Source organism: Pseudostreptobacillus sp., assembly GCF_977040545.1.
The window spans coordinates 1-22,118 of the sequence record NZ_CDRRBS010000004.1 but is presented as its reverse complement, the minus strand read 5'-3'; the positions used below and the strand labels follow the sequence as shown (position 1 = coordinate 22,118).

General features: G+C 26.6%; 24 protein-coding genes and 2 tRNA genes. 21 read left to right on the top strand and 5 right to left on the bottom strand.

Annotated elements, in window-relative coordinates; translation table 11 throughout:
• The first annotated feature begins 33 nt into the window (after positions 1 to 33).
• From ACWYO2_RS00665 to ACWYO2_RS00625, 9 genes are all read left to right on the top strand, one after another.
• The gene (locus ACWYO2_RS00665; RefSeq protein ID WP_455514567.1) at positions 34 to 1,080 is read left to right on the top strand and encodes an S-methyl-5-thioribose-1-phosphate isomerase; all 1,047 of its coding nucleotides are present in this window, start codon (positions 34 to 36) and stop codon (positions 1,078 to 1,080) included.
• 14 nt (positions 1,081 to 1,094) lie between these two features.
• On the top strand, positions 1,095 to 1,682 hold the full coding sequence (locus tag ACWYO2_RS00660; RefSeq protein WP_455514566.1) for a class II aldolase/adducin family protein: 588 nt from the start codon (positions 1,095 to 1,097) through the stop codon (positions 1,680 to 1,682).
• 14 nt (positions 1,683 to 1,696) lie between these two features.
• Complete coding sequence (locus tag ACWYO2_RS00655; RefSeq protein WP_455514565.1) at positions 1,697 to 2,458, top strand: DeoR/GlpR family DNA-binding transcription regulator; 762 nt, start codon at positions 1,697 to 1,699, stop codon at positions 2,456 to 2,458.
• Complete coding sequence (locus ACWYO2_RS00650) at positions 2,445 to 3,611, top strand: iron-containing alcohol dehydrogenase (protein ID WP_455514564.1); 1,167 nt, start codon at positions 2,445 to 2,447, stop codon at positions 3,609 to 3,611. Before ACWYO2_RS00655 ends, ACWYO2_RS00650 begins: the two co-directional genes overlap by 14 nt.
• A 163-nt stretch (positions 3,612 to 3,774) precedes the next feature.
• The gene (locus tag ACWYO2_RS00645) at positions 3,775 to 5,415 is read left to right on the top strand and encodes a YadA-like family protein (protein ID WP_455514563.1); all 1,641 of its coding nucleotides are present in this window, start codon (positions 3,775 to 3,777) and stop codon (positions 5,413 to 5,415) included.
• A gap of 113 nt (positions 5,416 to 5,528) precedes the next feature.
• Complete coding sequence (locus ACWYO2_RS00640; protein ID WP_455514562.1) at positions 5,529 to 5,999, top strand: hypothetical protein; 471 nt, start codon at positions 5,529 to 5,531, stop codon at positions 5,997 to 5,999.
• Positions 6,000 to 6,035: 36 nt separating this feature from the next.
• The gene (locus tag ACWYO2_RS00635) at positions 6,036 to 7,265 is read left to right on the top strand and encodes a pectate lyase family protein (RefSeq protein ID WP_455514561.1); all 1,230 of its coding nucleotides are present in this window, start codon (positions 6,036 to 6,038) and stop codon (positions 7,263 to 7,265) included.
• 313 nt (positions 7,266 to 7,578) lie between these two features.
• Positions 7,579 to 8,067: a hypothetical protein gene (locus ACWYO2_RS00630; RefSeq protein WP_455514560.1), complete on the top strand. Its 489-nt coding sequence runs from the start codon at positions 7,579 to 7,581 to the stop codon at positions 8,065 to 8,067.
• A 9-nt stretch (positions 8,068 to 8,076) separates the two neighbouring features.
• Positions 8,077 to 8,211 (top strand): MmcQ/YjbR family DNA-binding protein, encoded by a 135-nt coding sequence (locus ACWYO2_RS00625; protein WP_455514574.1) that lies wholly within the window; start codon positions 8,077 to 8,079, stop codon positions 8,209 to 8,211.
• 53 nt (positions 8,212 to 8,264) lie between these two features.
• On the opposite strand, the gene ACWYO2_RS00620 is transcribed toward ACWYO2_RS00625, so the two are convergent.
• Complete coding sequence (locus tag ACWYO2_RS00620; protein WP_455514559.1) at positions 8,265 to 9,149, bottom strand: EamA family transporter; 885 nt, start codon at positions 9,147 to 9,149, stop codon at positions 8,265 to 8,267.
• A 142-nt stretch (positions 9,150 to 9,291) separates the two neighbouring features.
• Between ACWYO2_RS00620 and sufC the strand changes: the two genes are divergently transcribed.
• The 4 genes from sufC to ACWYO2_RS00600 are packed head-to-tail and all read left to right on the top strand — an operon-like array spanning position 9,292 to position 13,808.
• Positions 9,292 to 10,044 carry a Fe-S cluster assembly ATPase SufC gene (gene sufC / locus ACWYO2_RS00615; protein WP_455514558.1) on the top strand — a complete coding sequence of 251 codons (753 nt, stop codon included), beginning with the start codon at positions 9,292 to 9,294 and terminating at the stop codon, positions 10,042 to 10,044.
• 2 nt (positions 10,045 to 10,046) lie between these two features.
• Positions 10,047 to 11,462, top strand: a complete 1,416-nt coding sequence (gene sufB, locus ACWYO2_RS00610) for a Fe-S cluster assembly protein SufB (RefSeq protein ID WP_455514557.1) — start codon at positions 10,047 to 10,049, stop codon at positions 11,460 to 11,462.
• Between the two features lie 8 nt (positions 11,463 to 11,470).
• Positions 11,471 to 12,595: a SufD family Fe-S cluster assembly protein gene (locus tag ACWYO2_RS00605; protein WP_455514556.1), complete on the top strand. Its 1,125-nt coding sequence runs from the start codon at positions 11,471 to 11,473 to the stop codon at positions 12,593 to 12,595.
• Between the two features lies 1 nt (position 12,596).
• On the top strand, positions 12,597 to 13,808 hold the full coding sequence (locus ACWYO2_RS00600) for a SufS family cysteine desulfurase (RefSeq protein WP_455514555.1): 1,212 nt from the start codon (positions 12,597 to 12,599) through the stop codon (positions 13,806 to 13,808).
• Positions 13,809 to 13,819: 11 nt separating this feature from the next.
• On the opposite strand, the gene ACWYO2_RS00595 is transcribed toward ACWYO2_RS00600, so the two are convergent.
• Both ACWYO2_RS00595 and ACWYO2_RS00590 read right to left on the bottom strand, forming a co-directional pair.
• On the bottom strand, positions 13,820 to 14,149 hold the full coding sequence (locus ACWYO2_RS00595; protein ID WP_455514554.1) for a hypothetical protein: 330 nt from the start codon (positions 14,147 to 14,149) through the stop codon (positions 13,820 to 13,822).
• A gap of 59 nt (positions 14,150 to 14,208) precedes the next feature.
• A complete protein-coding gene (locus ACWYO2_RS00590; protein ID WP_455514553.1) occupies positions 14,209 to 14,655 on the bottom strand; it encodes a PTS sugar transporter subunit IIA in 447 nt (148 codons plus the stop codon).
• 298 nt (positions 14,656 to 14,953) lie between these two features.
• On the opposite strand from ACWYO2_RS00590, the gene ACWYO2_RS00585 reads away from it, so the two are divergent.
• Genes ACWYO2_RS00585 through ACWYO2_RS00570 form a run of 4 tightly spaced genes read left to right on the top strand, consistent with a single transcriptional unit; the run spans position 14,954 to position 18,377 of the window.
• Positions 14,954 to 15,880 (top strand): metal ABC transporter solute-binding protein, Zn/Mn family, encoded by a 927-nt coding sequence (locus ACWYO2_RS00585; protein WP_455514552.1) that lies wholly within the window; start codon positions 14,954 to 14,956, stop codon positions 15,878 to 15,880.
• A gap of 12 nt (positions 15,881 to 15,892) precedes the next feature.
• Positions 15,893 to 16,612 carry a metal ABC transporter ATP-binding protein gene (locus ACWYO2_RS00580; RefSeq protein WP_455514551.1) on the top strand — a complete coding sequence of 240 codons (720 nt, stop codon included), beginning with the start codon at positions 15,893 to 15,895 and terminating at the stop codon, positions 16,610 to 16,612.
• A 5-nt stretch (positions 16,613 to 16,617) separates the two neighbouring features.
• A complete protein-coding gene (locus tag ACWYO2_RS00575) occupies positions 16,618 to 17,529 on the top strand; it encodes a metal ABC transporter permease (RefSeq protein WP_455514550.1) in 912 nt (303 codons plus the stop codon).
• Positions 17,529 to 18,377 carry a metal ABC transporter permease gene (locus tag ACWYO2_RS00570; RefSeq protein ID WP_455514549.1) on the top strand — a complete coding sequence of 283 codons (849 nt, stop codon included), beginning with the start codon at positions 17,529 to 17,531 and terminating at the stop codon, positions 18,375 to 18,377. The genes ACWYO2_RS00575 and ACWYO2_RS00570 overlap by 1 nt, the downstream gene beginning before the upstream one ends.
• A 135-nt stretch (positions 18,378 to 18,512) precedes the next feature.
• Here the strand turns inward: ACWYO2_RS00570 and ACWYO2_RS00565 are convergent, their stop codons facing one another.
• Positions 18,513 to 19,505, bottom strand: coding sequence for a 2-hydroxyacid dehydrogenase (locus ACWYO2_RS00565; RefSeq protein ID WP_455514548.1), 993 nt, complete (start codon positions 19,503 to 19,505; stop codon positions 18,513 to 18,515).
• A 12-nt stretch (positions 19,506 to 19,517) separates the two neighbouring features.
• Positions 19,518 to 20,585 carry an AEC family transporter gene (locus ACWYO2_RS00560; RefSeq protein WP_455514547.1) on the bottom strand — a complete coding sequence of 356 codons (1,068 nt, stop codon included), beginning with the start codon at positions 20,583 to 20,585 and terminating at the stop codon, positions 19,518 to 19,520.
• Between the two features lie 156 nt (positions 20,586 to 20,741).
• On the opposite strand from ACWYO2_RS00560, the gene ACWYO2_RS00555 reads away from it, so the two are divergent.
• The 4 genes from ACWYO2_RS00555 to ACWYO2_RS00540 all read left to right on the top strand — a co-directional run bounded on the left by ACWYO2_RS00555 (position 20,742) and on the right by ACWYO2_RS00540 (position 22,108).
• Complete coding sequence (locus tag ACWYO2_RS00555; RefSeq protein WP_455514546.1) at positions 20,742 to 21,296, top strand: chromate transporter; 555 nt, start codon at positions 20,742 to 20,744, stop codon at positions 21,294 to 21,296.
• Complete coding sequence (locus ACWYO2_RS00550; protein ID WP_455514545.1) at positions 21,296 to 21,838, top strand: chromate transporter; 543 nt, start codon at positions 21,296 to 21,298, stop codon at positions 21,836 to 21,838. The genes ACWYO2_RS00555 and ACWYO2_RS00550 overlap by 1 nt, the downstream gene beginning before the upstream one ends.
• 110 nt (positions 21,839 to 21,948) lie before the next feature.
• Positions 21,949 to 22,023, top strand: a tRNA-Glu gene (locus tag ACWYO2_RS00545).
• Between the two features lie 9 nt (positions 22,024 to 22,032).
• Positions 22,033 to 22,108, top strand: a tRNA-Val gene (locus ACWYO2_RS00540).
• Positions 22,109 to 22,118: the final 10 nt, after the last annotated feature.

Here is a 22,118-nt window from a genome sequence, read left to right as displayed (position 1 = left end):
AAAACAATTATAATGTTTTAGGAGAAAATTGATATGGAAAGAAAAGATTATAACCTTCCATTTATGCTAACTTATGAAAATATTGCTTGGTTTTATGAAGAAGGTTTTGTAAAAATATTAGATAGAAGAATTTATCCAGAAAGAGTTGAATTTGTAACTTGTAGTAAACATGAAGAAGTAGCTCAAGCTGTAGCAGATATGGTTACACAAAGTGCAGGGCCTTATACAGCTGTTGGAATGGGAATGGCACTAGCTGCTTATGAATGTCGTAATTTAGATAAAGATGCTCAAATAGAATATCTTAAGAAAGCTAGTTATACATTAAGTCATGCTAGACCGACTACTGCAAATAGAATGGAGAAAATTACAAATTCTTGTTTAAATGTTGCAATAGAAGCTCTTGAAAAAGGTAAGATTACTTATGAAGCGATAAAAAATGATACTATTGCTTCTTTAAATAGAAGATATAGTATTATGGAAGAAGTTGCAGTTCATCTTGCTAGTCAAATAAAAGATGGAGATAAAGTATTGACTCAATGTTTTGGTGAAACTATAATAGGTATGTTAATTAGAGTCTTAAAAAGGGAACATAAAGATAATGTTAAATTTTATTGTGCAGAAACTCGTCCTTATTTTCAAGGTGCGAGATTAACTGCAACTTGTTTTGCTGAAATGGGATTTGATACTACAGTTATTTCAGATAATATGGTTGCTTATACTATGAAATATATAGGTATTAACGTATTTACTTCAGCAGCTGATACAATTACACGAGCAGGATATATAGCTAATAAAGTTGGAACATTCCAGATAGCTATACTTGCTAAAGAGTTTGGTGTTCCGTATTTTGTTACAGGTATACCTGATGTTGATAAATTTACTGAAGAAGATATAAAGATAGAACTAAGAGATCCAAGTTTAGTATTAGGAAATCATACACATAAAAATACAAAAGCTATTTATCCATCGTTTGATATAACTCCTCCTCATTTAATATGTGGTGTTGTAACTGATAAAGGAATATATTCAGCTTATGACTTAAACAGTTACTTCAAAAATGAAGTTAAGAGATTTTATTAATAAGGAGATAAAAAATGAATGTTAAAGAAATGATAGTTGAAGCAGGAAGAAAAATGTATAATACTGGACTTGTAGCGGGTACGAGTGGAAATATTAGTATGCGTAATCCTGATAAAGAAGATAGCTTTTTTATAACACCAAGTAGTATGGCATACGATCAAATACAGGAACATGATATAGTTGAAATAAATTCAAAAGGAGAACCGTATATAAAAGGGTTAAGACCATCTTCTGAATGGCAAATGCATGTTTGTGTTTATGAAAGATTTAAAAAATATAATGCAATTGTTCATACTCATTCAACATTTGCTACATCATTTGCTGTTACACATGAAGATATACCGTTAATTTTGATAGAAATGAGACCATATTTAGGTGGAGATTTACATGTGGCACCTTATAGACCTGCAGGAAGCAAAGAATTAGGTGAAGTTATTTTACCATATTTAGAAGATAGAAATTCGTGTTTACTTGCAAATCATGGTACAATAAGTTGTGGAGAAACACTTGAAGATGCCTTTATGGCAGCTGAATATGTAGAAGATGCAGCAAAAATTTATTATTATGCCAAAACTTCAGGTACTCCCGTTATTATAAAATAAAGAGAGGTATATAAATGATCAAGGTAGTGAGACAAAATAAAATTCTTGAATATTTAGATATAAATGGAAGTTTATCAATATCAACTATTGCAAAAGAGTTAGATTGTAGTGAAGAAACTATAAGAAAAGATTTAATTGAACTTGAAAAAGAATCAAAGCTTGTTAGAACACATGGAGGGGCATATATAGAGTATAAGTATCATCATGGATTCTCATTGAATATACGTGAAACATTATTGAAAAATGAAAAGATATATATAGCTAATAAGGCTATAGATATAATAAAAGAAAGAGATACTATAATGTTAGATTCTAGCACTACATGTATAGAACTTGCAAAAAAAATTATAGATTCAAAAATTATAGTTACTATAATTACTAATTCATTGCAAATAGCAAATCTTTGTGAGATGTCAGAAACAGTTAAGTTCATACTTATAGGAGGAAATTTTAGAAAAAAGAATAAATCTTTTGTAGGTTATTTAGCAACTGAAACTTTATCTGCTTATCATGCAGATATCTCTTTTGTAAGTTATCCCTCTATAAATATGGAGTTTGGATTTGGTGATAATAAATTAGAAGAATTAAAAATAAGGGATTTAATGTTAAAACATTCTAAGAAAAAAGTTTTACTACTTGATCATACTAAGTTTGATGACAATGATTCAATAGTATTTTCAAAAATGGAGCCGGTTGATTTAATAGTTACAGATAAGAAACTTAGTAAAAAATGGGAGGACTTCTTAAAAAAGGAGAATATAAATGTTAGATTTTAATTATCAAAATAGTGCTAAAATAATATTTGGATTAGATTCTATAAATAAGTTAGAAAATGAATTGAAAGAAAATAATGTTAAAAATTTATTAATTCTTAGTAGTGGAGATTTTATTAAGGATTTAGGTATATATGATAAAGTTATAGAAGTATGTAATAAATTAAATGTAAGTTATGTATATAATAATTCTGTCCTACCTAATCCAAAAGTAGAGTTAATAAGAGATTTAATAAAACAAAATAAAGACAAATGTATAGATTTAATTTTGGCTATAGGTGGAGGTTCAGTAATAGATAGTGCTAAAGCTATATCGGTAGGATTAGAAAGTGATTTAGATGTTTGGGAATTTTTTGAAAAAGGACTTGAAATAAAGAAAACAACACCTATAGGGGTTATTTCGACTATACCTTCAAGTGGCTCTGAAACTTCTAATTGCTCTATAGTTTCAAATGGGGAATTTAAACTAGGAATAGAAACAGATTTAATTATTCCTAAGTTTGCAATTATTAATCCTGAATATACATTAAGTTTGCCTAAATATCAAACAAGTGTTGGCTTATGTGATATTTCTACTCATTTAATAGAAAGATATTATAGTGATATTAAATATACAGATACGACAGATTATATGATAGAAGGACTTTTAAAAGCTTTGATACTTAATTCATATAGATTAATTAATAATCCAAGTGATATAAATGCGAGAAGTGAAGTCTTCCTTATGTCTATATTTGCTCATAATAATATATTAGATTCAGGAAGAATGGCTGATTGGGCTTCACATAGAATAGAACATGAAATTAGTGCAGAATATGGTATAACTCATGGAGAAGGAATGGCAGTAGTTTTAGTTGCGTATACTAAATATTTAGCAATAAGAAAACCAAATAAATTAGTACAACTTGCAAATCGTTTATTTAATATAGATTATGCAAATCATTCTAAAGAAGAAATGGCTTTAATGTTAGCAGAAAATTTAGAAAGGTTTTATATAGATTTAGGCCTTAGAACAAGACTTTCAAAATTTAATATAGATGATTCTAATTTTGAAAAAATGGCATTAAGAGCTACAAAAAATGATACTTGTAAAATAGGACATTATTTAGGACTTGATTCTAAAGAAATTATTGAAGTTTTAAATATTGCTTTATAAATATAATCCTAGATAAAATTTACGTTTTAAAATGGACTTTATATCTTTAAACAAAGGTGTAAAGTCTATTTGTTTTTTTAATAATCATTAATTAATATTATATTTAAACACTTGACTATTAATAATGGGGGGGGTATAATTAAATTGAAAGGAGTTGTATATTATGAGAAAATTTTTAATTTTATTTAGTATAATTTTAAGTATACAAACATTTAGTGAGGGTAATTATATCACAATAAAACCATCAAAAAAATCAGAAGAAAAAAATAAAGTTTCAAAAATAGATGATACAGGTAATGATTATATTAATATTGGAACTAATGAAGTGTCTGAAAATATAGGAGTATACGATACTACTGTAGTAGGTAGTAATAATTTTGTTAAAAGTTATTACTATAATTTAAAAAAAACTAATGATTTAGATGAGTTTCATATTTCTTCAACGACTGTTTTAGGAATGAAAAATACAACAAATGATGGAATTATTGTAGGAAATGAAAATACGGTATTAGGTGGTGGAGTTTCTATAGGTACGGGTAATAAGGTTTTAAATGATAGAGCATTTGTTATAGGACAATATTCACAAGCAAAACAATATGACTCAATAGCTGTGGGATTTGCTGCAAAAGCTTTTAAATCATCGGCTCAAGCTATAGGTTCTTATAGTGAAGCTCGTGGAGTAGGTTCAATTTCTTTAGGAAATAGTGCGATTTCGGAGGGAACTGGAGTAGCATTGGGATATAATTCAAAAGCAACACGTTCTAGTAGAGAGTCAGCATATATATTAGATTCAGAATTTAAAGATTTGAAAAATTCTGATGTAATAGCTAAATTTGTTAATAAAGAAGAAAGAGTTAAAGAAATTTTTAATGAATTAGAAGTTTTAAAAGAAGATAAAGAAAAATATAATGAATATATTCTTACAATAAATAATAGAGATAGTATGAAAATAAAAGCTAATGAAAAATTAGCTGAAATATATGAAGCTGAAAGAGATAAACAAAGTGAAGAAGAAATTAATACGTTAAAAGATGAATATAAAAAATTAAAAGAACAATATAAAGAAATTGAAGATAAAGAAACTGAAATATATTTAAAAAATATAAAAGGAAATAAGAATATCGATAAAATTAAAAATTTAACTTCAGAGTATTGGAATATTATAGGTAAATATACATCAAGTTTGGGTGCAGTATCTGTTGGAAATGAAGATAAAGGAGAAACAAGACAGATAATAAATGTTGCAGGTGGAAGTAAAGATACAGATGCTGTAAATGTTTCTCAATTAAAAGCTATAACCCTTAATGTTGAGGGTAATAATGAAACTAAAACTAAAATTAAATTATCTGAAAATAAATTTATTATTAAAGGTGTAGAAAATGAAATTTATACTAAAGTTGATGATGAAGGAGTTCACATAGGATTATCAGAAAGTATTAAAAATAAATTTGATGAAAATACTAAAAATTCAAAAATGGCAATAAGTGGTATATCAAATTCAATAGCTATTTCTAATTTACCACAAGTTAGTGAGAATAATAAGTATTCTATTTCGGCCGCTTATGGGTATTATGGTAAAAATATTTCTTTGGCTATAGGTTTTTCAGGTAGAACTAATAATAAAAATTTAATATATAAATTAAGTGGTTCTGTTAATAATGAATTAAATGTAGGGCTTGGAGGAGGATTAAGTTATCAATTTGGTGATATTGATAATACTTCTAATATTGAAAAAAGATTAGATAAACTTGAAAAAGAAAATCAAGAGTTAAGAGAGTTTATAAAACAAAATTTAAAGAAATAGTATACAAAAATATTAAATAATATTTTGATATAAAAGATTAATCTTATAACTATATTTACAATATTAAAAAAAGGTGATAGTATATAAATATATCAATTAAAGGAGAATTTAAAATGAAAAAATTATTATTGTTAATATCATTGTTAGGAATGAGTGCTTTTGGTGGAGTTAAACCATATAAAGTATTAGGGCATGTTACATATAATAAGGGTAATTTAATTACAACAGGTCTTGAAGGACAACAATATTCTACATTTGGAATTACAGATAAGGTTTATGGTAAGGTTGGAGTTGGATTAGAAGCTGGCGCAGTAGTATCTATTGAAAATAAAAAGGTTGATACTGGATATGTAGGGCCTGTGGGTTCTATTGAAGTTGGGTATAAGGTAAATGATGATTTAAATGTTTACGGAGGGGTAAATGCAGGTTTACCAATTAGTTTTCATTATAAAGCAAAAACTTTTAGTATTAAATATGATATAACAGGAAGAGCATATGTAGGAACAGAATATAAAGGGTTTACAGCAGAAATTGGTGGTGGATATCCTGGATATGCAAGATTAGGGTTAGGTTATAGTTTTTAATATAAAAATATAGTTGTTAAAGAAAGAGAAAATATAATGAAAAAAATTTTATTTTTACTAATTTTAATGTTATCTTTTGTTAGCTTTTCTGTAGACTATAATAATTTGATTAGAGAAACCTTACCACAAAATGATGGATATGCTTCTTTAAATGGAGGAGTTAGTGGTGGAGCTAATGCAGATAGTAAAAATATTTATAGAGTTAAAACTAAGAAAGAGTTATTAGATGCTTTGGGGAGCATAGGTAATAATGTTGAAAAAATAATAGTTATAGAAAATGATATAGATTTTACTGTTGATAGTGATGGAAATAAATTATATGTAAGTAATTATGAAGTTTCTGGATATAATTTGAAAGATTATTTGAAAGAATATAATCCTGATTCTTGGGGGAAAAATAAAATATCTGGAAACTTAGAAGAATTAAGAAAAAAATCTTCTAAAAATCAAGAAAAGGATGTAGTTATAGATATACCAAGTAATACGACTATAGTAGGACTTGAAAATGTTAAATTAATTGGAGTTAATTTTAGGATTTGTACGAATAATATAATAATAAGAAATATACATTTCATAACTCCATTAGATTTATTTCCACAATGGGATCCTTTTGATGATAAAACTGGTAACTGGAATTCTCAATATGATAGTATAACTATAAAAGGTGGAAATAATATTTGGATAGATCATTGTATATTTGAAGATTCTAAAACAGAAGAAATTAAATATTTTGGAAGAAAATATGAGCAACATGATGGATTAGTTGATATAACAGATGGTGCAGATAATATAACGGTATCATATAATATATTTAGAAATCATAATAAAACTATGTTGATAGGATCTAGTGATAATAAAAAAAGTGATGATGGTAAATTAAAGGTTACGTTACATCATAACTATTTCTATAACACAGTTCAAAGGGTACCTAGAGTTAGATATGGTTTAATACATATATATAATAATTATTATAAAAATGATAATAGAAATCCTGATTATAAATATTCTCTAGGTGTAGGATATAATTCAAAAATATATGCAGAAAATAATGTTGTAGATTTAGAAAATAAAGGATATGAATCATTTGTTAAAGTATTTAATGGTAAGTATATAACTTTAATTAATAATTTGGTAAATGGTAAAATTGAAAATGTATATAAAAACTATGAAAGTTTAGATATACAAGCACCTAGTTTATATAATAAAATGGATAATGTAAATAATGTTAAAGATAATGTGTCAAATAATGCAGGAATTTTTAAATAATGTATTAAAGAGAATTTGAATGAAAGTTTAAATTCTCTTTTTATATAATAAAAAATTGAAAGCCAAATAATTTTTTATAAAAATAAATATTTTAATTTAGGAAATTATTAGGTATAATAAGGGTGATTTAATTACAACAGGTCTTGAAGGACAACAATATTCTACATTTGGAATTACAGATAAGGTTTATGGTAAGGTTGGAGTTGGATTAGAAGCTGGAGCAGTAGTATCTATTGAAAATAAAAAGGTTGAAACTGGATATGCAAGATTAGGGTTAGGTAATAATAAATTAGGATGTGTAAAATAAGATTAGATGAATAAATATAAAATTAAAGAAAACTATAAAATTGATTATGATAGGTTAATAAAATATGGATTTAATGATAAATTAGAATATAGAGAATATATAATGAATAATGAATTTGAAGTTGTTGTTAGAATAGAAGATAATTCATTTTTAATAGATGTCTATGATGAATTTGATGAAAAGTATCTTCCGTTTTATATCTCTAATTTTGAAGGCGAAATATTATCAGAGGTAAATAAAAATGTGAAAAATATAATTGAAGCTATATATTTAAATTGTTTTGTTACAAACACACTAAAAAATGATGTTATTAATTATGTAAGTAATAAATATAGTGCAAAACTTGAAAGATCTTTTAAAAAACATTCTGATTATATTACAATAAAAAATTATAAAAATAAATGGTTTGGAATTATAGTAAATATTGAGTATGTTAAATTGGGATTAGATAAAGTTGGAAAATGTGATGTTATCAATTTAAAAAATGATGATTGAGAAAGTGTAATTGATAATGAATATATTTTTAAAGCTTATCATATGAATAAAAAATATTGGATTTCTATTATTTTGACTAATAATAATGATTTAGAAAAAGTGAAAAAATTAATAGATAAAAGCTATGAACTAATTAAGGATTGACGATTTTAAATTTGTCAATCCTTTTTATTTTAAGTTAATTATTTTTTATTATATTATTCTTTTTTAAATGATAATAAACTTACAGATACAATTATGATTAACCCACCTATTATTTGTATTGTATATATTTTGGTTTTCATAAATAGTGTACCTATTATTAGAGCAGATATAGGTTCAAATGCTCCTAGTAGTGATGTTATTTTGGGAGAAATATATTTTGTACTTTCAAGGAAAAGATAAAAAGGAATAACATTACCAAGTATTACATTTGAAGTAAATGTAAATAATATATCAGGTTTCATATATTCTGCCATATTGAAATCATTAAATGGTAGTAGATATATAGAGCCTAATATCATACCTATTCCAAGAACCAAACTAATATGATAATTACTAAATTCTTTGATATATATAACATAGTATGCATAAAAGCACGCTGAAATAATACCAAATAATATACCATAAGGATTAACGGCTAAATCATTTAAATTTCCATTTGTTATCATCAAAAACATTCCGAATAGTGAAATTAGAGTTAAAATAACTTCTGATAATTTAGGTTTTATTCTATTTTCTATGCTTATATACACAAGTATTATTAATGGTGATAGAAATTGTAAAAGAGTAGCAAGTGGTGCATTAGATAGAAGTATAGTTTTTGAAAAAGTATATTGTAATCCCATAATACCTAAAAATGAGTAAATTACTAGTTTTAGCATAATTTTCTTATCAAAAATTAATTTTTTAAATTCAATAAAGCTATTTAAAAATATACCATAAATTAGTAGGATTATACCTGAAAATAGCATTCTAAATGTAGTATAAGATAAATCTGTTATATCAGAATGATTAAATATATATTCTGCAAAGTTTCCAGATATTCCCCAAAGTATTGCAGCAATTAAAGCCATACTTATTCCTTTACTTTTATTATTCATATTATCACCTCTTTTTTGTTTATAGTATATACTACAAAATTTTTTTAATCAATGTTTGATGTGAAATATATATTTATTTTGATTTTAGTTAAAAAATGATATATAATTTTCATATATCAATAGAATAATTAGGAGGGAGAAGATGTCAGAATTATTAAGAGTAGAAAACCTGTATGCAGGTGTAGAAGAAAAAGAAATAATTAAGGGATTGGATTTAAAAATTAATAAAGGAGAAATTCATGTAATAATGGGACCAAATGGAGCTGGTAAATCAACACTTGCTTCTATACTTATAGGTCACCCAAAATATGAAATAACAAAAGGAAAAATAATACTTGAAGGAGAAGAAATTCAAGAAGATGCAGTTGATGAAAGAGCAAGAAAAGGATTATTTCTTTCTTTTCAATATCCTGAAGAAATACCAGGTCTTACAGTTGAAGATTTCTTGAGATCTGCAAGAGAAGCTGTAACTGGTGAAAAACAATATATATTTAAATTTAATAAATTATTAAAAGAAAAAATGGCAGAACTTAAAATGGATGAATCTTATGCAAGTAGATATTTAAATGTAGGATTTTCAGGTGGAGAAAAGAAAAAAAATGAAATATTACAAATGTCTATATTAGAACCTAAACTTGCTATACTTGATGAAACAGATTCAGGATTAGATAGAGATGCAACAAAAATTGTATTTGAAGGAATTAAAACTCTTAAAAGTACAGATAGATCAATGCTTATAATCACTCATTATGATAAAGTTTTAGAATATTTAGAGCCAGATTTCTTCCATATATTAATAGATGGTAAAATAGTTAAAAGTGGTGGTAAAGAGTTAGCTGAGTTTATAGAAGAAAATGGATATGAAAAATTAAGAGAGACTTTATTAGGAGAATAGTAATGGAAATAACAAAGAAAACATATATAGCTGATGTCGAGCGTGGTATATATGATATTAAAGATGAAATGTTACATACTTTTACTACTGGTAAAGGATTAAATGAGGATGTAGTAAGAAAAATATCAGAAAAGAAAAATGAACCACAATGGATGTTAGAAAAAAGACTTGAAGCTTTAAAAATATTTGAATCTAAGCCTATGCCTACTTGGAGTACAGATTTATCGGATTTAGATATAGATGAGATAATACATTATTTAGAAACTGAATCAGAAAATATGAATAATTCTTGGGATGATGTGCCTGAGTATATTAAAAAAACTTTTGATAGATTAGGAATACCTGAAGCAGAAAAACATAGTCTTTCAGGAGTAGGAGCTCAGTATGATTCAAATGTTGTTTATCATAGTTTAAATGAAGAACTAAAAGCACAAGGAGTAATATATACAGATATAGAAACAGCATTAGTAGAACATGAAGATATTATTAAAAAATATTTTATGAGTCTAATAACACCTAATGATCATAAATTTGCTGCACTTCATGGAGCAGTTTGGTCAGGAGGTTCATTTGTTTATGTTCCTAAAGGAGTCAAGGTTGAAAAACCTCTTCAATCATATTTTAGACTTAATGCTTCTGAATCTGGACAATTTGAGCATACTTTGATTATAGTTGAAGAAGATGCCTATCTTCATTTTATAGAAGGGTGTTCTGCGCCTAAATATTTTAAAAATGCGTTACATGCAGGAGCAGTAGAGTTATTTGTTGCTAAAAATGCCAAACTTCGTTATTCTACAATAGAAAATTGGTCTAAAAATTTATATAATCTTAACACTAAAAGAGCAATAGTTGAAGAAAATGGAACAATAGAATGGATATCAGGTTCATTTGGTTCACGTGTTACAAATTTATTCCCTATGAGTATATTAAATGGTCCTAGGGCAACTTGTGAATTTACAGGAGTTACTTTTGCTGCTGCTGGTCAATTTTTAGATACAGGATGTAAAATAATACATGCTGCACCATATACAACTTCTAATGTTTCATCTAAATCAATTTCTAAAAATGGTGGAGGATGTTTTTATAGAAGTTTACTTAAAGTAGTTCCAGGAGCTCATCATTGTAAAGCTACTGCTGAATGTGAATCATTAATGTTAGATAATAATGGTTCAGCTTCTCATACTATGCCTATAATAGAAGTAAATACAGATGATATAGATATAGGACACGAAGCATCTATAGGAAGAATAAGTGATGAAGCTATATTTTATTTAATGAGTAGAGGTATAAGTGAGGATGAAGCTAAACTTATGATAATTAGAGGATTTGTTGAACCTATATCTAAAGAACTACCGTTAGAATATGCAGTTGAATTAAATAAATTAATAGAATTAGAATTAGAAGGGACTATAGGATAGGTGGAAGTATGAAAAAAGAAAAGAAATTTTCTCCTAAAGTTCAGGAGACGATAGATTTATTAAAATCTGCAGTTGCCTCAGAGGCTAAAAAAGCTACACCTAAAAAACAAAATCTTTCTTTTGAAAAACCTAAATGGAAAAGAATAAATTATGAAGTTAAAGGTGTTTCTAAAATATATGAATTTAATAATGTTATAATTAAAGGTTTAGATTCTGAAAATATATTAGTAAATAGTGATGTAGAAGTAGGAATGAGACTTAGTAATTATTTTAAAAATGAATCAGAAAAATATTCTAATGTTAGGAAGAATATACAAATAAATAAAGGTAAGAAAGAAAATATTTTTATAGAATTTAATGTTGATAAAAATAATTCAACTTTAGTAGATGTATTTAATATACACATGAATAAGGGTTCTGATGCAAGAATATTTATTAAGTATAATGGAATTGATGAAGAGTATACATATCATAATGGATATATTAAGATAATTGCTGAAGAAGAATCAAAACTTGATATATTTGTAATGCAAAATTTAAATTTAAATTCTGAAAACTTTTTAAGTATGGATATAGACGTTAAAAGAGATGCAGATGTTAAATATTATGGAATTGAATTAGGGGGCGAAGTTAATGTTACATCAGTTTCTTCTAATTTACTTGAAGATGATTCTAAATCACTTCTAATGCCTATATATTTGTCTGATAAAGAAAGAAAAACAGATTATGAATATACTTTAAACTTTTTTGGTAAAAGAACTATAGCAGATATTGATGCGAGAGGAGTAACAAAAGATAAGGCTGTTAAAGTATTTAGAGGAAATTTAGTCTTTGAAAGATTTTCTACTAAATCAGAAGGATCAGAATCAGAATTTTCTATACTTTTAGATAAAACAGTAAATGCTCATTCTATACCTACATTATTTTGTGATGAAGATGATGTTATAGGGGCACATTCTGCAAGTATAGGTAAAATAGATCAAGATAAATTATTTTATTTAATGAGTAGAGGATTTAGTGAAAAAGCAGCTAAAAGACTAGTTGTAGAATCTTCATTTGGGCCTGTATTTGATGCGATTGAAGATGAAAAAATAGTGGAAGAAATAAAAGAGATAATTGGAAGAAGGATTTAATATGGATGAATTTAAAAAAGATTTTCCATTGATAAATAATCTTGATATACATTATTTAGATAGTGCTGCAACAACTCAAAAACCATATATGATACTTGAGGAAATAGATAAGTATTATAGTTTTAGTAATGGAAATGCAGGAAGGGGCTCTCATAAATTAGCTATAGAAAATACTAAAATTATTGAAGATGTGAGAGCTAAAGTTGCAGAATTTGTAGGTGTTTTTAATAAAAAACAGATAGTATTTACTAAAAATAGTACTGAATCTTTGAATATGATAGCTTTTTCTTATGCTTTAAACATTTTAAATAAAGATGATGAGATAATAATTGCAATTTCAAACCATCATTCAAATATTATACCTTGGCAAGAGGTTGCAAAAAAAACAGGAGCAAGACTTAGATATTTATATTTGAATAAAGATGGTAGTTTGGATATGAAACAATTTGGGTATATGTTGAGTAAAAGAGTAAAGTTAGTTTCTATTTCAAGTGTTGTTAACACTACTGGAGTAATTCAAGATTTTAATGAGGTTATAGAATTATCTCATAGATTTGGAGCAAAAGTTATACTTGATTGTGCACAGTCTATAATTCATTTTAAACATGAATTTGATAAATGGGATGTTGATTTTGGAGTGTTTTCTGGGCATAAAATGTTTTCTGGATTTGGTGTAGGTATACTTTTTGGTAAAAAGGAATTACTTGATGAAATGCAACCTTTTATTTTTGGTGGAGATATGGTTGAATATGTAGAAGAAGATAGTTCTACTTTTAAAGATGTTCCTCATAAATTTGAAGGGGGAACTTTAAATGTTGAAAGTATAAAAACACTAGGTGTAGCTATTGACTATATTAATAGTATTGGATATCATAGAATATATGAACATGAAAAAGAATTAATGCGTTATGCACAACTTTCTCTTGCTTTACTTGATTTTGTTGAAATATATTATCCAGAATCTGATAGAGTAGGAATTATACCCTTTAATGTAAAAGGAGTTCATTCTCATGACAGTGCATTTATACTAGATAATATGAATGTAGCTGTAAGATCTGGTCAACACTGTACTGCACCACTTATGAAGTATATGGGTGTAAACTCATGTTGTAGAGCGAGTTTTGGGATATATAATACAAAAGAAGATGTTGATGCACTTGTTGGTGCTTTGAAAGAAGTAAATAGAGTATTTAATGAAAATAAGGAGAAGTAATTCTCCTTATTTTATAAATTAATTTTATTCATTATCTTTTCTATAAATTTAAATTTAAATACCTCTTTTTTGTATGCATGATATGCTGTGATTACAACAATAATACTCAAAACTAAATTTAATAAAGTAAATAAATAAGTTATTGCTGAAAAAATAGTAAGCAATGAAAACACTATACTAAATAATAAAGATTGTTTTGCATAATCTCTTACAAAGGTATTGTTAGGTTCAAAAATTAAAGTACCTAATGAAATTATTATTCCTACTCCTGTAATTAGACTACATATCAATACTACAAAAGATACTATATTTTCTTTTAAACCACCTATTGAATTATTCATATATTTCTTCCTTTCTTGTATTTTTAAGTTATTATAACAAAAAAGTTTAGTATTGTCTATTATTGAATTTTATTAATAATTTCTAATACTTCATCAATATTTTTACTATGTTTAATTAGTTGTGATAAATCTTTGTCTATGATACTACGAGATAAAGACATAAGCATATCTATATGTAAATCTTCATAATTAGGTTTGATTAAAAGAACGAAAACATATTTAACTCTATCGTTTTCATCATTCCATTTAATAGAATTTTTAAGACGTATAAACATAAGAGTATTTTCTATAACTTTTTTGCTTTTTACATGAGGAATAGCAAAATGAGAACCTAGAAAAGTTTTAATTTGTTTTTCTTTATTGTTCATTTTTTCTAAAATTCTTTCAGGATTTTCAATTCTTTCTTTTTCTGTAAGCTCTTTGATTATAAAATCAAATAGTTCTTCTTTGTTAGAAATTTCTAAATCATCATAAAATAAATCTTTTTTACATAGTGTTAAAGACATAATGATCATCTCCTAATTTTATTATTTGTATAATATATTATACCTTGAAAAAAAATTAAGGCAAATACTTAATTTGAACGAATAAAGTTTTGTTACATTTAATAGGCTGTAGATAGCATAATAAAAAGGATTGTTGATATTTTATTTTGATAAAAATATTTTTATAAGCTAATCAAAGTATTTTTAAAATCAATATGAAAGCCTATTTATAGAGAGTTTTCGTAAATGATAATTTGATTGACAAAGTAATTAAAATGTTGTAATATTAGATTATAATAAGCAAAGGAGAGGATTATGAATGAAAAATTTTAAAAAACTTTTAGTTTTATTTGTTATGTTCGTGGTTGCAATTTCTTGCGGTTCAAAAGCAGGTGCTGATGCAACAAGTACAGAAGGGAAGAAGATAAAAGTTACAACAACTTTAAATTATTACGTAGACTTATTAAATCAAATAGGTGGAGATAAAGTTGAAATTACAGGTCTTATGAAAGAAGGAGAAGATCCACATTTATATGTTGCAACAGCTGGAGATGTTGAAAAATTAAACAGTGCAGATTTAGTTGTTTATGGTGGACTTCATTTAGAAGGTAAAATGGTTGATATCTTTGATAAGTTACAAGGTAGAGAAGTTCTTAATTTAGGTGATGCTTTAGATAAATCTCAATTAACTAAAGTTGATGATGAACTTTATGATCCACATGTATGGTTTAATACTCAATTTTGGGCATTACAAGCTAAAGCAGTTGCTGATAAATTATCAAGCATGGATGCAGCTAATAAAGATTATTACCAAGCAAATCTTGAAAAATATTTGAAAGATTTAGATGAAGCTACTAAGTATATTCAAGATAGAATTAATGAAATACCAGAAGGGTCAAGATATTTAGTTACAGCTCATGATGCATTTGGATATTTCTCTAAACAATTTGGATTGAAAGTTGAATCTATACAAGGTGTTTCAACTGATTCTGAAGTAAGTGCTAAGAGAATAGAAGAATTAGCACAATTTATAGCTGATAATAAAATAAAAGCAATATTTACTGAATCATCTGTATCACCTGCAAGTATTCACGCTCTTGAAGAAGCAGTTAAAGCAAAAGGTTGGGAAATTAAAATAGGAGATGAATTATATTCAGATTCTATGGGTGATAAAGAACATGATACAGATACATATATTAAAACAATAAAGGCAAATGCAGATAAAATAGCAAATGCATTAAAATAGGATAGGAGTAATATGAAGGTTATTGAAATTAAAAAATTAGTAGTTGCTTATGATGAAGATAAGCCGGTTTTAGATGATTTTAATTTAGGTATAGAAAAAGGGAAGATGACGGCTTTTGTAGGACCTAATGGTGCAGGTAAATCAACATTAATTAAGGCAATATTAGAATTTGTAAAACCAATAACTGGAAGTATAACAATTAATGGTAAAAAATATGCACAAGAAAAAAAGAAAATAGCGTATGTTCCTCAAAGAGGTAGTGTTGATTGGGATTTTCCAACTACTTTATATGATGTTGTTGAAATGGGAAGTTATGGAAGAGTTGGGTTCTTAAAAAGAGTTCCCAAAAGTGAAAAAAATAGAGTTATGGAAGCAATAGAAAAAGTTGATATGTTAGAATATGTAGATAGACAAATTTCTCAATTATCTGGAGGACAACAACAAAGAGTATTTATAGCTCGTGCATTAGTTCAAGATGCTGAAATCTACTTATTAGATGAACCTTTTCAAGGAATAGATAAAAAAACAGAAGGTTCTATAGTGAAAATATTAAAAGGACTTAAGGAAGAAGGTAAAACTGTAATAGTTGTACATCATGATCTTCAAACAGTTCCTGAATATTTTGATGAAGTAGTTTTGATTAATAGAAAAGTAATTGCAAGTGGTAAAGTAAATGAAGTGTTTACTAAAGAAAATATAGATGAAACATATAAAAAGAGTATGGATATGTGATAGTTATGAGAGAAATAATAGAATTATTTATGAATAGCTATACATTTAGAGTTGTTGCATTAGGATGCTCGCTTTTAGGATGTATAAGTGCTATTATTGGAACATTTGCAGTGCTTAAAAGAGAAAGTTTATTAGGAGATGGTATAGCACATGCCTCACTTGCTGGTGTGTGTCTTGCCTTTATTCTTACAGGGAAAAAAGAATTGACTATTTTATTGTTAGGTGCTTTATTTATTGGAGTTTTGTGTATTGTTTTAATACACTTTATACAGTTAAATTCAAAAGTAAAGTTTGATAGTTCCATTGCACTTATGTTATCAACATTTTTTGGTCTAGGACTTGTTTTATTAACTTATCTTAAAACAGTTCCTGGAGCTAAAAAAGCAGGGTTAAATAGGTTTATTTTTGGTCAAGCATCTACTCTTATATTAAGAGATATATATTTTATTACTTCCGTAGGTTTGATATTGTTAATATTAGTTCTAGTATTTTGGAAAGAAATAAAAATAAGTATTTTTGATAAAGATTATGCTAAGACTTTAGGTATAAACAGTGATAGAATAAGATTATTAGTATCAATAATGATAGTTGTAAATGTAATAACTGGTATACAAGTTGCTGGTGTGGTATTGATGACATCTATGTTGGTTGCTCCTTCAGTTGCCGCAAGACAATGGAGTAATAGACTTGGGGTAGTTGTTATACTTGGATCAATATTTGGAATAATTTCTGGGTTTATTGGGACAAGTATTTCGACTGTAAATGCAGAACTTCCAACAGGTCCATTAATAATATTATCTCTAAGTTTATTTGTTTTAGTAAGTCTACTATTCTCACCTCGTGGAATTATTAAAAGATATATAAATATTAGAAAAAGAAATAAAGAGATAATGAAAAAGATGGAAGGTGAGAAATAATGAGTGCTGGATTAGTTATACAGTTAATAGCTGTATTAATATCAATTTCATGTTCATTACTAGGAGTTTTCCTTGTTCTTAAGAATATGAGTATGTTGACAGATGCTATAACACATACTGTACTTTTAGGTATAGTATTAGGTTTCTTTGTATCTCACAATTTTACCTCACCTATATTGATAATAGGAGCAACACTTGTTGGACTTTTAACGGTATATTTAGTAGAAGTTTTGGTTAATACTAGAATGATGAAAGAAGATGCAGCTATTGCTGTAGTTTTATCTTTTTTATTTAGTTTAGCTATAATTTTAGTATCTAAATATACAGCTAATATACATTTAGATGTTGATGCTGTTCTTTTAGGAGAAATAGCTTTTGCTCCGTTTCATGTTACAAATGTATTTGGATTTAATGTTGCGGTAGGAATAGTTACGGGATTAATAATATTGATTATAAACTTGGTATTTGTTAGTTTATTTTATAAAGAATTAAAAATTTCAATATTTGATAGAGCTCTAGCTAGCTCACTTGGCATGATGCCAATATTTGTACACTATATATTAATGTCGTTAGTATCAGTTACATCTGTAATTTCATTTGAAGCGGTAGGATCTATATTGTTAATATCAATGATGATAGGTCCAGCAGCAACGTCATATATGATATCTAAAAAATTATCTCATATGTTGATAATAAGCATAATAATAGGAGCAGCATCTTCAATAATAGGTTATCATGTAGCTGTTCTTATGGATGTTTCAATAGCTGGATCGATAGCAGTAATCATAGGGGTTGTATTTATTGTGGTTCTTTTATTAAAAAATATGTTAAAAAGACTAATAGGCTAAAATATTTATATTTAGATTGACTTTAAAAAGTCAATCTTTTTTATAATATTATAAATTTAAAAGGAATTACATTTTGTTATATAAAATGTAATTCCTTTATTTTAATTTTCACAAATAATTTTGTATATTGTAATTCTATAATTCATTTTTACAATTTCCACAACTTATTAATTCTGCTAGATTTTCATAAGTTGTTTCTATCATATTTGTTACTGCTTCATCAGTAAATGAACCTAAATGTGGAGTCAATAAAACTTTTGGATAAAGATTTACAAGTTCTGCAAAATCTTTATTAGGTATTTCTTTATTAGTGAAATCTTTAAAGAATAATTCAGATTCATTTTCTAAAGTATCTATACCTGCACCTGCAAGTTTTCCAGATTTAATAGCTTCTATTATAGCTTTAGTATCCATAGTTTCTCCACGTCCAGTATTTATTAGTATAGAATTATCTTTCATTTTGTTTAAAAATTCTTCAGTTACAATTTTACCTTGTTCTTTAATAAATGGGACATGTAATGATATTATATCACTTTCTTTAATTAAAGTATCAAGATCTACTTGAGTTAAAGTATCTTCTACTCCTTCTTTTTTAAAAATGTCAAATCCTAAAACATTAGCTCCAAGCCCTTTAAATAATTTAGCAGTTGTGAATCCTATTTTTCCAAGTCCTATAATACCTACTGTACAGTTTCTAATTTCTCTAGAGAACATACTTGATTTAACTCTAAAATCACCTTTTGCAGTTAGTGAAGTCATTAAAGCTGTATTTCTTAACAACATCATTGCAAGCGTTACTGCTAGCTCTGCTATTGCGTTAGGTGAATAAAAAGGTACGTATGCTAATTTTATTCCTAACTCTTTTGCATATTTAATATTTATATGATTAACACCAACTGTACGAGTTAGAACATACTTAATTCCTAATTCTTTATAGATATCAAGTACTTCTTTAGTTGCCCAACAATTACCTCTTAAAATTACAGCTTCGTGTCCTTTTGCCAGTTTAGCTGTTTCTATATTATTAAGATATTCGGGAACGCAAGTTATTTCAAAATTAAATTTTTTATTTAATTCATGAAAGAATTTTTCTTCCACATCTCTAACACCATAACATAAAACTTTCATATTTCCTTCTTTCTATATTATACCCATTCCGTGAGTAATATTTAATATAATTATCCATAAAATTATACCAAATACTGCAAGAACAGTATTTACTAATGAAATATTTGAAGCAAGTATTGATTCTTTTTCAAATTTTATTGCATAAGCAACTGCTACTGTTGCAGGTGGAGTGGCAAGCATAATAATAATGCTTGCTATAGCTTCGTATTGGAAAGTTATTCCTAATTTATTTAGTATAACTAATAGTATAAAGAATATAGCAGGTATAGCCAATAATTTAAAGAAAGCATAGATTAGAGATAATTTTTCTGATAATGCTTCTTTTAAAGAAATAGATGCCAAAGTCATACCTATTGCAAGCCAAGCAAGAGGAGAAGATAGGTCTCCTAAATATTTAAGTCCCTTAAATACCCAAGGTAATGTTTGATCTATTCTAAATATTGAGAAGCTTTTAATTGCATCTTCTGTACCTGGTTTAGTTGCTTTAACTAAGACTTCAACTTGTGGCATATTAGCTTGGAATACCCATAATATTAAACCTACGAATGTTGCTATTATGATAGGATTAGCAAATATTTGTTTTATATTTTTTCTATCAAATTTTGTTCCACTCATTACAATTAGAGCATAAGAATAAAGAAATACTCTATAAGCTATGTTGAAAATATTTGCATAAAGTGTTCCATCGTTACCAAATAATCCATTTATTATTGGAATACCAAAGAAAGTAGTTGAACCGAATGCTGTTAATACAACTAAAGTATCTTTTAAATCTCCTTTTTTATTAAAATAGAAAATTTTAGCTAAAACTATTAAAATAATATATGCAATAAAACCAAATATTAAGACGTTAATTCCTGATGTAAATGTTTCAGGTTTAATGTCTGCCATAAAAGCATTAAATGCAAGAGCAGGAAGTGCAGCACTTAATAAAATTGAACTTAATGCCTTTGAAGCAGTCTCATTTACGATATTTTTCTTTCTTAAGTAATAACCTATTGAAATAATAAAAATTGTTGAAAAAATAGCTGATAGAAATTTTTCAGTCAAGACTATTTTTAATAACTCATTAAAAGTCATTTTTTACCTCCAAAAATATATTTTTTACAATAAATATGATAACATAAAAAATGTTAAAAGACAAATTTTTAGGTATCGTTTCCACATTCAAGTATTTAACTTGTTAAAAAATATTCTAAGTGTTATACTTAATATATTATAGAAAGTTGAGGTGTAATGGAAAATAAAAAAATTACTTTAATAGAGTTGTTTAAAAAATTATTTGTTATAAATTTAGTTACTTTTGGAGGTGGATATACTATAATACCGGTAATTAAAGATGAATTTGTTTACAGAGGAAAATATATAGAAGAAGATGATATGATTAAAATTGTATCGTTTGCTCAAAGTGTACCTGGAGCTATGACAATATCTACATCTTTTCTTGTTGGATATTATACTAGAGGTAAAAAAGGAAGTGTAATAGCAGTTTTAGCTTCAGTTTTACCTTGTTTGATTATTATTGCAGCTATTGCTTTTAGTTATACTAAGTTAATAGAAAATGTAAAAATTAAAAATATATTGAGTGGTATTAGTGGTTCTATAATGGCTTTACTTATAATTACTGTTATAAATCTTGTAAAAAAAGAGTGGGAAAGCCCTAAAAAATATTTTTATATTTCTATAACTATAATTTCATTTTTAGTAAAACTTATTTTTAATGTACAAGTTATGTATATATTGATTGTATCAGGTATTTTAGGATATTGGTATAATAGAGGTGATAAATAATGGATGTTTTAATTCTTTTAAAACTTTACTATGTATTCTTTTTAATAGGAATAAGTGCGTTTGGAGGAGGTTATGTAATATTACCACTGATAGAAAATTATTTAGTGAATCATTATGCTTGGATAAATACACGAACATTAATAGATATAGTGGCTATATCACAAATAACACCAGGACCTATTGCAATAAATGCTTCAACTTTTATTGGAATGATTAAGGGTAATATATTAGGTGCTATTGTAGCTACGTTAGGAGTTGTAACACCACAAATTTTAATATTAAGTATTTTTTTGAAATATATAGGTTTAGAGAATGAGTTTATGAAAAAAATTATAGATGGTATAAATCCTGCGACAACATCACTTATTATTGTAGCTACTATAAACATAGCAAAAGGGTCATTATTTACTGATATATCTAATTCATATAATTTAGATTATCGAGCTATTGTAGGTATGATAATATCGTTTATTCTTTATAAATTTAAAATAAATATGATATATATTATAGTGGTTTGTGGACTAATTTCGGTATTGATATAAATAAAAAAATAAAAAAATTAATAATTTTAAAATTTTCTATTGACTTTTATTTTTAATTATGGTATTATAATCCTTGTCAGCACGTAAGATAGAATAAGCTGATAGGTTTTGGGCCCTTCGTCTAGTGGTCAGGACATTAGGTTTTCATCCTAAAAACAGGAGTTCGATTCTCCTAGGGCCTACCAAAACAATATGGTCGCATAGCTCAGTTGGGAGAGCACCTGCCTTACAAGCAGGGGGTCACTGGTTCGAGCCCAGTTGTGACCACCATTTATGGAGG

Bases quoted from the DNA above. Each gene is read 5' to 3' on its own strand.
- ACWYO2_RS00590 (WP_455514553.1), bottom strand. From the start codon at position 14,655: ATGTCTTTAACACTATGTAAAAAAGATTTATTTTATGATGATTTAGAA.
- ACWYO2_RS00550 (WP_455514545.1), top strand. From the start codon at position 21,296: ATGGATGTTTTAATTCTTTTAAAACTTTACTATGTATTCTTTTTAATA.
- ACWYO2_RS00565 (WP_455514548.1), bottom strand. From the start codon at position 19,505: ATGAAAGTTTTATGTTATGGTGTTAGAGATGTGGAAGAAAAATTCTTT.
- ACWYO2_RS00570 (WP_455514549.1), top strand. From the start codon at position 17,529: ATGAGTGCTGGATTAGTTATACAGTTAATAGCTGTATTAATATCAATT.
- ACWYO2_RS00585 (WP_455514552.1), top strand. From the start codon at position 14,954: ATGAAAAATTTTAAAAAACTTTTAGTTTTATTTGTTATGTTCGTGGTT.
- ACWYO2_RS00630 (WP_455514560.1), top strand. From the start codon at position 7,579: ATGAATAAATATAAAATTAAAGAAAACTATAAAATTGATTATGATAGG.
- sufC (WP_455514558.1), top strand. From the start codon at position 9,292: ATGTCAGAATTATTAAGAGTAGAAAACCTGTATGCAGGTGTAGAAGAA.
- ACWYO2_RS00645 (WP_455514563.1), top strand. From the start codon at position 3,775: ATGAGAAAATTTTTAATTTTATTTAGTATAATTTTAAGTATACAAACA.
- ACWYO2_RS00660 (WP_455514566.1), top strand. From the start codon at position 1,095: ATGAATGTTAAAGAAATGATAGTTGAAGCAGGAAGAAAAATGTATAAT.
- ACWYO2_RS00650 (WP_455514564.1), top strand. From the start codon at position 2,445: ATGTTAGATTTTAATTATCAAAATAGTGCTAAAATAATATTTGGATTA.
- ACWYO2_RS00665 (WP_455514567.1), top strand. From the start codon at position 34: ATGGAAAGAAAAGATTATAACCTTCCATTTATGCTAACTTATGAAAAT.
- ACWYO2_RS00600 (WP_455514555.1), top strand. From the start codon at position 12,597: ATGGATGAATTTAAAAAAGATTTTCCATTGATAAATAATCTTGATATA.
- ACWYO2_RS00640 (WP_455514562.1), top strand. From the start codon at position 5,529: ATGAAAAAATTATTATTGTTAATATCATTGTTAGGAATGAGTGCTTTT.
- sufB (WP_455514557.1), top strand. From the start codon at position 10,047: ATGGAAATAACAAAGAAAACATATATAGCTGATGTCGAGCGTGGTATA.
- ACWYO2_RS00575 (WP_455514550.1), top strand. From the start codon at position 16,618: ATGAGAGAAATAATAGAATTATTTATGAATAGCTATACATTTAGAGTT.
- ACWYO2_RS00560 (WP_455514547.1), bottom strand. From the start codon at position 20,585: ATGACTTTTAATGAGTTATTAAAAATAGTCTTGACTGAAAAATTTCTA.
- ACWYO2_RS00635 (WP_455514561.1), top strand. From the start codon at position 6,036: ATGAAAAAAATTTTATTTTTACTAATTTTAATGTTATCTTTTGTTAGC.
- ACWYO2_RS00580 (WP_455514551.1), top strand. From the start codon at position 15,893: ATGAAGGTTATTGAAATTAAAAAATTAGTAGTTGCTTATGATGAAGAT.
- ACWYO2_RS00555 (WP_455514546.1), top strand. From the start codon at position 20,742: ATGGAAAATAAAAAAATTACTTTAATAGAGTTGTTTAAAAAATTATTT.
- ACWYO2_RS00595 (WP_455514554.1), bottom strand. From the start codon at position 14,149: ATGAATAATTCAATAGGTGGTTTAAAAGAAAATATAGTATCTTTTGTA.
- ACWYO2_RS00655 (WP_455514565.1), top strand. From the start codon at position 1,697: ATGATCAAGGTAGTGAGACAAAATAAAATTCTTGAATATTTAGATATA.
- ACWYO2_RS00605 (WP_455514556.1), top strand. From the start codon at position 11,471: ATGAAAAAAGAAAAGAAATTTTCTCCTAAAGTTCAGGAGACGATAGAT.
- ACWYO2_RS00620 (WP_455514559.1), bottom strand. From the start codon at position 9,149: ATGAATAATAAAAGTAAAGGAATAAGTATGGCTTTAATTGCTGCAATA.